Source organism: Kribbella sp. CCNWLW201 (genome assembly GCF_037203805.1).
Taxonomy (GTDB): domain Bacteria; phylum Actinomycetota; class Actinomycetes; order Propionibacteriales; family Kribbellaceae; genus Kribbella.
On the sequence record NZ_JBBCBQ010000012.1, the window covers coordinates 238,493 to 248,541 of the forward strand.

The 10,049-nt window shown below is 69.6% G+C and carries 7 protein-coding genes; 1 reads left to right on the plus strand and 6 read right to left on the minus strand.

Annotated features, from left to right (window positions below; all coding sequences use genetic code 11):
• Nucleotides 1–36 precede the first annotated feature (36 nt).
• Genes pgl through tkt form a run of 6 tightly spaced genes read right to left on the minus strand, consistent with a single transcriptional unit; the run spans nt 37 to nt 8,491 of the window.
• A complete protein-coding gene (gene pgl / locus V9K99_RS37325) occupies nt 37–807 on the minus strand; it encodes a 6-phosphogluconolactonase (RefSeq protein WP_337010471.1) in 771 nt (256 codons plus the stop codon).
• Nucleotides 804–1,961: a glucose-6-phosphate dehydrogenase assembly protein OpcA gene (locus V9K99_RS37330; protein WP_337010469.1), complete on the minus strand. Its 1,158-nt coding sequence runs from the start codon at nt 1,959–1,961 to the stop codon at nt 804–806. Before V9K99_RS37330 ends, pgl begins: the two co-directional genes overlap by 4 nt.
• The gene (gene zwf, locus V9K99_RS37335) at nt 1,958–3,508 is read right to left on the minus strand and encodes a glucose-6-phosphate dehydrogenase (protein ID WP_337010467.1); all 1,551 of its coding nucleotides are present in this window, start codon (nt 3,506–3,508) and stop codon (nt 1,958–1,960) included. Before zwf ends, V9K99_RS37330 begins: the two co-directional genes overlap by 4 nt.
• A 44-nt stretch (nt 3,509–3,552) precedes the next feature.
• Complete coding sequence (locus tag V9K99_RS37340; protein ID WP_337010464.1) at nt 3,553–5,136, minus strand: glucose-6-phosphate isomerase; 1,584 nt, start codon at nt 5,134–5,136, stop codon at nt 3,553–3,555.
• Nucleotides 5,133–6,242 (minus strand): transaldolase, encoded by a 1,110-nt coding sequence (gene tal, locus V9K99_RS37345; protein ID WP_337010462.1) that lies wholly within the window; start codon nt 6,240–6,242, stop codon nt 5,133–5,135. Before tal ends, V9K99_RS37340 begins: the two co-directional genes overlap by 4 nt.
• A gap of 35 nt (nt 6,243–6,277) precedes the next feature.
• Nucleotides 6,278–8,491, minus strand: coding sequence for a transketolase (tkt, locus tag V9K99_RS37350; protein ID WP_337010460.1), 2,214 nt, complete (start codon nt 8,489–8,491; stop codon nt 6,278–6,280).
• Between the two features lie 359 nt (nt 8,492–8,850).
• Between tkt and V9K99_RS37355 the strand changes: the two genes are divergently transcribed.
• The gene (locus V9K99_RS37355) at nt 8,851–9,765 is read left to right on the plus strand and encodes a heme o synthase (RefSeq protein ID WP_337010673.1); all 915 of its coding nucleotides are present in this window, start codon (nt 8,851–8,853) and stop codon (nt 9,763–9,765) included.
• Nucleotides 9,766–10,049 lie beyond the last annotated feature (284 nt).

Here is a 10,049-nt window from a genome sequence, read left to right on the forward strand (position 1 = left end):
CATCCTCGCAGCCGGACAGTTCGGCCCTGGCCGAAGTCAGGTGCGAGGTGCCCGGATCGCGCTCGGGATTTCCTGGGCGGAGGGCTCGTCTAGGAGCCACAGTGTGCGGTTGAGGCCTTTTACGCCGGCGGCTGGGATTTGGAGGCGGCCGGTTTCGGAGAGGGCCAGGCGAACGGCCTTTGCCTTGTCCTCGCCGGAGACGACGAACCAGACCTCGTGCGCCCGGTTCAGCGCCGGGAAGGTCAGCGAGATCCGGGTCGGCGGCGGCTTGGGGGAGCCGTGGACGGCGATGGACGAGACGTCCTCGGAGTGCAGTCCCGGGTGCTCCGGGAAGAGCGACGCGACGTGCCCGTCGGGACCAACACCCAGCAGCAGTACGTCGAACGTCGGTACGCCGTCCCGATCGCCGGCACCCACGGCCTTAGCCAACTCAGTGGCGTACGCAGCCGCGGCGGCCTCGGCACCTTGACCAGTGTCGGCCGGCATGGGGTGGACCCGGGCCGGGTCCACATCCACGTGGTCGAGCAGGGCTTCGCGGGCCTGGGTCTCGTTCCGGTCGGGGTCGCCGTCCGGCAGGAAGCGTTCGTCACCCCACCAGAACTCGACCCGCCGCCAGTCGATCGCGCTGCGGGCCGGCGACTCGGCGACGGCCCGATACACGACCGAGGCGACCCGGCCGCCGGTCAGCACGACCTGAGCGACCTTGCCGCTGCTCTGGACGTCGACCAGCCGGGTGATGAGCCGGGCCGCGACGGCGTGGGCCAGGCCCTCGGCGTCGCGGTTGACCAGGATCGACGGCGAGCTCATGACCGCCCCGCCACCCTCTTACCGGTGCTCTTCTTCGCCGCCGTCTTCTTGGCGGAGCCCTTCCCAGCAACGGTCTTCTTCGCAACCGCCTTCTTGGCCGCAGCCTTCTTCGAAGCAGTCTTCTTCGCAGCAGTCGCAGTCTTCTTAGGGGCGGGCGCGTCCGCAGTAGCCGTACTCGAGGCTGCCTTCGACGCCGCCGTCTGGGCCGACCGCCGGTCGACCGCGCTCACCTTCTTCTCGTCGGCGGGCATCGCCTCCCGCTCGACCATGCACGCGAGTGTCCGCGCGTACACGTCATCCGGATCGAGCCGCCGCAGTTCCTCGCTCAGCAGCTCGGACGTCGTACGGCGCTTCAACGCCACCGGCCGGTCCGGTTGACCTGGAATGCTGAACGTCGCCACCGCACCGTCCGGTCGCGTCAGCGAGATCGGCCCGGTCGGAGTGAACAGCCGTACGGCGGTGACGCCCGGACCCCGCGACGTCTTCTGCTCGACCGCGACACCCAGCCGCGACTGCAGCCACGCGGCCATCAGATCGGCACTCGGATTGCCCTTGGCGGACACGACCTCCGCGCCAGTCACCTTGGTCGGGTACTGATCGAGGGCCGCGGCCATCAGCGCCCGCCACGGCGTGAGCCGGGTCCAGGCGAAGTCCGTGTCACCAGGCTGGTAACCCTCGGCCCGAGCCGAGAAGTCGACCGATGCGCGCCGGGTCGCGGCTGCGTCAGTGACCTTGCGGCGACCCAGGCGGCCCAGCGGGTCGTCCGCGGGAACCTTCGGCCCGCCGCCCGGCCACCAGACGATGACGGGGGAGTCGGGCAGCAGCAGGGGAGTGATCACGGACTCGGGCACCTTGGCCAGCTCACCGTGCAGCCGCAGCAGCACCGCCTCGCCCGGAATGCCTTCGCCCACCCGTACTTCGGCATCCAGACCGGATGCACCGCGGCCCGGTCGCAGGATCGCGACCAGCACTCGGGACGGGTGTTCGCGACCGGCCTCGTTCGCGGCCTTCATCGCGTCGTGGTGGGACGCCTCGTCGACGACCACCACGATGGTGCCGACCATGCCCATGGCCGGCGAGCCCGCGTTCCGGCGGGCCCGCAGCAGCGCCGAGGCGATCTCGCTCGACGTCGTACCGGTCAGGTCGATGATCATGGCCGCCTCCAGGCGCGTCCGTCGCGGGCGAGCATCTGGTGCGCGGAGTCCGGGCCCCAGCCGCCGGAGTCGTACTGCTCCGGCTTGCCGTGCTTGGCCCAGTAGTTGATCACCGGGTCGAGGATCTTCCAGCCCAGCTCGACCTCGGTGTGCTGCGGGAACAGCGGCGGATCGCCGAGCAGTACGTCGAGGATCAGCCGCTCGTACGCCTCCGGGGAGGACTCGGTGAAGGAACCGCCGTACGCGAAGTCCATGTTCACGTCGCGGATCTCCATCGCCGTCCCGGGCACCTTGGCGCCGAAGCGCATGGTGATGCCCTCGTCCGGCTGGATCCGCAGCACCAGCGCGTTCTGGCCGAGCTCTTCGGTCTCGGTCTTGGTGAACGGCAGGTGTGGCGCGCGCTTGAACATCACCGCGACCTCGGTGACCCGGCGGCCGAGGCGCTTGCCGGTGCGCAGGTAGAACGGGACGCCCGCCCAGCGGCGCGTGTCCACGTCCACCCGCAGCGCGGCGAAGGTCTCCGTCGCGGAGTCCTTCGGGATCGCGTCCTCCTGCAGGTAGCCCTTCACCTTGACGCCGCCGGCCCAGCCGGGGGCGTACTGACCGCGTGCGGTGTGCAGGTCGAGGCGCTCCGGCAGCTTGACTGCGGCCAGCACCTTCTTCTTCTCCTGCCGCAGCGACCAGGCGTCGAAGCTGACCGGCTCCTCCATCGCGACCAGCGCGAGCAGTTGGAGCAGGTGGTTCTGGATCACGTCGCGGGCCGCGCCGATGCCGTCGTAGTACCCGGCCCGGCCGCCGATGCCGATGTCCTCGGCCATGGTGATCTGGACGTGGTCGACGTAGTGGCTGTTCCAGACCGGCTCGAACATCGCGTTCGCGAACCGCAGCGCCAGCATGTTCTGGACGGTTTCCTTGCCCAGGTAGTGGTCGATCCGGAACACCGACTCGGGCGGGAACACCGACTCGACCACCTGGTTGAGCTCACGGGCGCTCTTCAGGTCGTGGCCGAACGGCTTCTCGATCACCACCCGCCGCCACGAGCCGGGGACCTCGTCGGTCAGCCCGTGCTCGGACAGCTGCTGCACGACCTGCGGGAACAGGCCGGGCGGGATGGACAGGTAGAACGCGTGGTTGCCACCGGTACCGCGGGTCACGTCCAGCTCGTCGACGGTCTCCCGCAGCCGCTTGAACGCCTCGTCGTCGGTCAGATCGCCGGGCACGAACCGGAAGCCCTCGGCCAACTGCTGCCAGACCTCCTCGCGGAACGGCGTCCGGGCGTGCTCCTTGACCGAGTCGTGCACGACCTGGGCGAAGTCCTGATTGGTGTAGTCGCGCCGGGCGAACCCGACCAGAGCGAAACCGGGTGGCAGCAGCCCCCGGTTCGCCAGGTCGTAGACGGCCGGCATCAGCTTCTTGCGGGCCAGGTCGCCGGTGACACCGAAGATCACCAGGCTGCTGGGCCCGGCGATCCGGGGGAGCCGCCGGTCCTGCGGGTCCCGCAGTGGATTGACCGGGCCGGTCAGCTCTTCGTCGAGCTCAGCGGTCATCAGCCGCTTCCCTCCGAGGTTGTCTAGTTGCTGAATGAGGTTGTCTAGTTGCCGAGCAGAGACAGGAGTTGCTGTACGCCGCTCGCCGGGTCGGTCAGGTGGAGGCGCAGTACCGGACGGCCACGCTCGGCGAGAACGTTCGCGTCACCGGCTGCCTGCGCCGAGATCAGTGTGCCGAACGAGAAGGGGCGATCGGGGATCTCGACGTCCGTCGGGTGCGCCGCGGTGATCTGCAGGAACACGCCCTGCGGGTGGCCGCCCTTGTGGTACTGGCCGGTGGAGTGCAGGAACCGCGGACCCCAGCCGAAGGTCACCGGCCGGCCCGTGCGGGTCGCCAGTGCCGGACGAACGCCGATCAGCGAAGCGTCCCGCTCGGAGTCCAGGTACGCCATCACAGCCAGGTAGCCATCGGAGTCGAGCTTGCCCAGCAGTACGTCGACAGCGCCCTGCAGCGAGTCCACACCGTCCAGCAGCCCTTCCGAGCCACGAACCTCGACCACACCGTCAGTGAACGCCGCGGCCTCCGGCTCGGGCTGCGCGTCGAGCAGACCGCGAGCGGCCTTCTTCGCACTCTCGACATCCGGCTGGTTGAACGGGTCGATCCCCAGCAGGTATCCCGCGACCGCAGTGGCGACCTCCCAAAGCAGGAACTGACCACCCAGCGAGCCAGAAGTCAGAGCCGTCGGTACGCCGCTCGTCGCCTTCTCAGCCAGTAGCGCGTTGGTCAGGTCCGACGCCTCGCTCCGCAGCTCCGGCGCATTGGGCTCGACCGCGACCGGCAGCACACCGGTACCGTCCTTGCCGGTGCTCTCCGCGATCAACTGCTCGGCCCAGTCCGGGAAGCCGACGATGTCGGAGCCGTCAGCCGCGACGATCGCCTTGTCCCGCCCGGCACTCGCAGCCAGTACGGCGCCCAGCCACAACGCGGGGTTGTCAGTGGAGTCGGCCTGCAGCGCCGGCGCGGCCTCGGCAGCCTGGTCGAGCAGCTCCGCGATGTCCGCGCCCGCAAGCCCCGACGGGACCAGCCCGAAGGCCGTCAGCGCGCTGTAGCGGCCACCGACGTTGGGGTCGGCCAGGAACGTCTTGCGGTAGCCCTCGTCCGCCGAGAGCTTCTCGAACGGCGAACCCGGGTCGGTCACCACGACGACTCGCGACGCGGCGTCGATGCCGGCATCCGTGAACGCCTTGACGAACGCCCGCCGGTGGCTGTCGGTCTCGACCGTGCCGCCGGACTTGCTGGACACCACGATGACCGTCTTCTGCAGGTCGCCGCCCAGCGCCCGCGCGACCACGCTCGGGTCGGTCGAGTCCAGTACGACGAGCTCGACGCCGGCCGTCCGGGTGATCACCTCGGGAGCCAGTGACGAGCCGCCCATCCCGGACAGCACGATCCGGTCCAGGCCCTCGGACCGCAGGTCGGCCTGCAGCGCCTCGATCTCGGCCAGCAGCGGCCGCGAGGTCTCGTGCAGGTCGACCCAGCCGAGCCGGATCGACGCCTCGGGCTCGGCGTCGGGACCCCAGATGGTGGCGTCCTTGGCGGCGATCCGGGAGGCGATCTTCTCCGCCACCAGGCGGTCGACCACCTCGGCCCAGTCGCCGTTCTGCGTGGTTACGTTCGGAGTGGTCACTTGGCGGCACCCTTCAGGGCCGCGGTGACGGTGTCCTGCAGTTCCGACCAGGACGCGTCGAACTTGGCCACGCCCTCGTCCTCGAGCACCTGCACGACCTCGTCGTACGAGATGCCCAGCTTCTCCAGGTCGTCGATCACCTTGCGGTCGGCGGCGTAGTCGCCGCGGACCGTGTCGCCGGTGACCTCACTGTGCTCGGCGGCCGCCTTGATGGTTGCCTCCGGCATCGTGTTGACCACGCCCCGGGTGACCAGGTTGTCGACGTACAGGGTCGGCGGGTACGCCGGGTCCTTCACGCCGGTCGAGGCCCAGAGCGGCCGCTGCGGCTTCGCGCCGGCGGTCTCGATCTCGCGCCAGCGGTCGGAGGAGAAGATCTCCTCGTACGCCTCGAACGCGAGCCGGGCGTTGGCGATCGCCGCCTTGCCCTTCAGGGCTTTGGCCTCATCGGTGCCGATGGCATCGAGTCGCTTGTCCACCTCGGTGTCGACCCGGCTGACGAAGAACGACGCGACGCTGGCCAGCTTGGTCACGTCGTGCCCGTTCTCGATCGCCTTCTCCAGGCCGGACAGGAACGCATCGACGACGGCCTTGTAGCGGTCCAGCGAGAAGATCAGTGTCACGTTCACACTGATACCGGCGGCAAGTGTCTCGGTGATGGCCGGCAGGCCTTCCTTGGTCGCCGGGATCTTGACGAACACGTTCTCCCGGCCGACGGTCTCCCACAGCTCCTTGGCCTGGGCGATCGTCTTCTCGGTCTCCCGGGCCAGGCCGGGCTCGACCTCGATCGAGACCCGGCCGTCGACCGACTCGGAGTCGTCGTACACCGGCTTGAACAGGTCTGCGGCGTCCCGGACGTCATCGGTGGTGATGACCCGGATGGCCTCGTCGGTGGAAACCCCCTCGGCGGCCAGCCGGGACACCTGCTCGGCGTACGCATCGGCGTCGGAGATCGCCTTGGCGAAGATCGTCGGGTTGGTGGTCACCCCGCTGATGTACGAGTCGTGGATCAGCGTCGCCAGGCTGCCGCTGGTGAGCCGCTGCCGGGAGAGGTCGTCGAGCCAGATGGAGACACCCGCGTCGGCGAGTGCTTTCAAGCGATCGTTCATGTCCGAAGCCTCCGGATGTTCTGTTGTGGTGTTGTTCAGTTGCGCTCGTTGGTGGCGTCGGCGTTCGGGTCGGCGCTCACCGCCGGGTCGTCGCCGGGGCCGATCCCACCGGCCGGGCGACGCCCTGCCGGTACCCCGGAGCCGCCGAGATCCGCGGCGGCGGCGATGCTGTCCTTGGCGGCCTGGACGACGGCGGCGGCGGTGATGCCGAACTCGTCGTACAGAACCTTGTAGTCGGCGGAGGCGCCGAAGTGCTCCAGGCTCACGCTGCGGCCGGCGTCACCGACGATCTCGCGCCAGCCCAGCGCAATGCCGGCCTCGACCGAGACGCGGGCCCGGACCTGCGGCGGGATGACCGAGTCGCGGTAGGCGTCGTCCTGCTCGTCGAACCACTCGCGCGACACCATCGACACGACCCGGGCCTTGATGCCCTCGGCCGCCAGGGTGTTGCGGGCCTCGACGGCCAGTTGCACCTCGGAGCCGGTGCCGATCAGGACCACGTCCGGCGTGCCGTCGGTGTCGAGCAGCGTGTAGCCGCCCTTCTTCACGTTCTCCGTGGTGGCGAAACCGTCGGTGCCACGCGGGAACGTCGGCACGTTCTGCCGGGTCAGCGCCAGGCCGGCCGGGCGGTCGGTGTGCTCGAGGATCGCGGCCCACGCGGCCGCCGTCTCATTCGCGTCACCAGGCCGTACGACGTCCAGGCCGGGAATGGCCCGCAGCGCCGCCAGGTGCTCGATCGGCTGGTGGGTCGGACCGTCCTCGCCGAGGCCGATCGAGTCGTGCGTCCACACGTAGGTGACCGGGAGCTTCATCAGCGCGGCCAGCCGGACCGCCGGGCGCATGTAGTCGCTGAAGACCAGGAACGTACCGCCGTACGGGCGCGTGCCGCCGTGCAGCGCGATGCCGTTCAGGACCGAGCCCATGCCGTGCTCGCGGATGCCGAAGTGCAGCACCCGGCCGTACTCGTCGCCCTGGAACTCCTTGGTGGAGAACTCGGCCGGGATGAAGGACGGCTGGCCCTTCGGGGTGGTGTTGTTCGAACCGGCGAGGTCGGCCGAGCCGCCCCAGAGCTCCGGCATCTCGGGCGCCAGCTTGGACAGGACCTCGCCGGAGGCGGCGCGGGTCGCAACGCCCTTCGCGTCCGCGTCCCAGCTCGGCAGTACGTCCTTCCAGCCGGCCGGCAGCTCACGGCTCTCGAGTCGGGCGAACAGCTCGGCCCGCTCCGGCGACGCGGCCTTCCAGGCCTCGAAGCCGGTGTTCCACTCGTCCTGGAGGGCCTTGCCGCGCTCGATGGCCTTGCGGGTGTGCTCGATCACCTCGTCGGCGACCGCGAAGTCCTGCTCCGGGTTCCAGCCGAGCACCTTCTTGGTCGCGGCGACCTCCTCGGCGCCGAGTGCGGAGCCGTGGATCTTGCCGGTGTTCTGCTTGTTCGGGGCCGGCCAGCCGATGATCGTGTGCAGCCGGATGAAGCTCGGCCTGTCGGTGACCGCCTTCGCCTCTTCGAGAGCGTCGTACAGGGCCTGCACGTTCTCCTCGTAGCCGGTGCCGCCGTTCGTCCAGTCGACGTCCTGGACGTGCCAGCCGTACGCCGCGTAGCGGGCCGCCACGTCCTCGGAGAACGCGATGTCGGTGTCGTCCTCGATCGAGATCTTGTTGGCGTCGTAGATCACCGTGAGGTTGCCGAGCTTCTGGTGGCCGGCCAGCGAGGAGGCCTCGGCCGAGACGCCCTCCTCCAGGTCGCCGTCGGAGGCGATCACGTAGATCTGGTGGTCGAACAGGCTCTCGCCCTTCGCCGTCTCCGGGTCGAACAGGCCGCGCTCACGCCGGGCCGCCATCGCCATCCCGACCGCGTTGCCGACACCCTGGCCGAGCGGGCCGGTGGTGGTCTCGACTCCCTTGGTGTGGCCGTGCTCCGGGTGGCCCGGGGTCAGGCTGCCCCAGGTGCGCAGCGCCTTCAGGTCGTCCAGCTCCAGGCCGAAGCCGGCCAGGTACAGCTGGATGTACAGGGTGAGACTGGAGTGACCGGCCGAGAGCACGAACCGGTCGCGACCGGCCCAGGTCGGGTCGGCCGGGTTGTGCCGCATCACCTTCTGGAACAGCAGGTACGCCGCCGGAGCCAGGCTCATCGCCGTACCGGGGTGGCCGTTGCCGACCTTCTCGACCGCGTCCATCGCGAGTACCCGCACGGTGTCGACCGCGCGCTGGTCGAGCTCGGTCCATTCAAGCTTGGGGCTGGTCTTCTCCGTCACGCCGGCGGCGCTCCTCTCGATGGCTGCGAAAACTCCGTCTGGTCAGCGTCGAGGGGATCGCTCCGCGACCTACCGGCCGGTCACGATCGCGCCCCCGCGCGTCACCGTGAGCGAGCCTACTCGCCCGGGCCTTCAGCGCCTTCCACAGACTCGGAACCCGGACAACGCGGTGCTTGTTCCCGACGTCTGCAACGTCACACGAATGACTCGCCCAGGGGGGTGGCGAGACCCTCCTACGGGGCGTCGTAGACTGTCGAACCGTCAGCGCCGGGAGCCTCCGGCGTCAACCCATTGAGTTCGAGGTGTTCGTGACGGCCGTCGACCCGCGTCCAGCCGCGACGACGTCGTACCCGACGCCGCTGCCGGACGGTGCTGCTGTTCTGAGTCCGTCGGTGCGCGACGTGGTGAAGGCGTACGTCGGTCTGACCAAGCCACGCATCATCGAGCTGCTGCTGATCACCACGGTGCCGGTGATGTTCCTGGCCGCCGGGGGAGTGCCCGGCCTCGGTGTCGTCGCGGCCACGCTGGTCGGCGGGATCCTCGCCGCCGGCAGCGCGAACACGATCAACTGCGTGCTCGACCGCGACATCGACGAGCAGATGCGCCGGACCCGCCGCCGCCCGCTGCCCCGGCACGCGGTCAGCCCTCGCTCGGCGACGATCTTCGGCATCGTTCTCGGCGTCCTGGCCACGCTCGAGCTCGGGTTCTTCGTGAACTGGCTGTCGTCGATCCTGGCGCTCGCGGCGAACGCCTTCTACGTGTTCGGCTACACGATGGTGCTGAAGCGCCGGACCGTGCAGAACATCGTCTGGGGCGGGATCGCGGGCTGCTTCCCGACGCTGATCGGCTGGACCGCGGTCACCAACGAGCTGGCCTGGACGCCGTTCGTGCTGTTCCTGGTCGTCTTCTTCTGGACGCCGCCGCACACCTGGGCGCTGGCCATGCGCTACCGGGAGGACTACGCGTCGGTCGACGTACCGATGCTGCCCGTGGTCGCCACCCCGGTCGCCACCGCCCGCCAGATCCTGGCGTACTCGGTCGTCATGGTGATCACCTCGATCGCGCTGTGGCCGATCGCCGACACCGGCTACGTGTACCCGCTGGCCGCGATCGCCCTCGGCATCGTGTTCCTCCGCGAGGCCCGCGCGCTCCTGCTCCGCGCCCACACCGGCGCCGAAGGCGCGGCCCTCCGCCCGATGCGCCTGTTCCACTTCTCCAACATCTACCTGGCCCTCCTCTTCATCGCCGCGGCGATCGACCCCCTGCTGCACTGACCGCTTCCAGCACACCGGTACGCCGATCCACTTGAGGTGACCGTCGCGTCGCGTTCGGCGGTCGTCGTGGTGCGGGCTGCGGTACGGCGGCTGTCGTGGTGCGGGCCGCGGTAAGGCGACTTGCGGTTGACGGGTGCTCAGTAAGGCGACTCGTCGTTGTCGCGTGCTGCGAGAAGGCGACTGTGGTTGTCGGGTGCTGCGAGATGGCGACTGTGGTGTCGCGGCTCCGGGCTGCGTGATCGTGCTGGTCGTGGTGGTGTGCGTCAAGGGCGCCTTCGGCGTCC

Coding starts and splice junctions, on each gene's coding strand:
- zwf (WP_337010467.1), bottom strand. CDS start 3,508: ATGACCGCTGAGCTCGACGAAGAGCTGACCGGCCCGGTCAATCCACTG.
- V9K99_RS37330 (WP_337010469.1), bottom strand. CDS start 1,961: ATGATCATCGACCTGACCGGTACGACGTCGAGCGAGATCGCCTCGGCG.
- pgl (WP_337010471.1), bottom strand. CDS start 807: ATGAGCTCGCCGTCGATCCTGGTCAACCGCGACGCCGAGGGCCTGGCC.
- tal (WP_337010462.1), bottom strand. CDS start 6,242: ATGAACGATCGCTTGAAAGCACTCGCCGACGCGGGTGTCTCCATCTGG.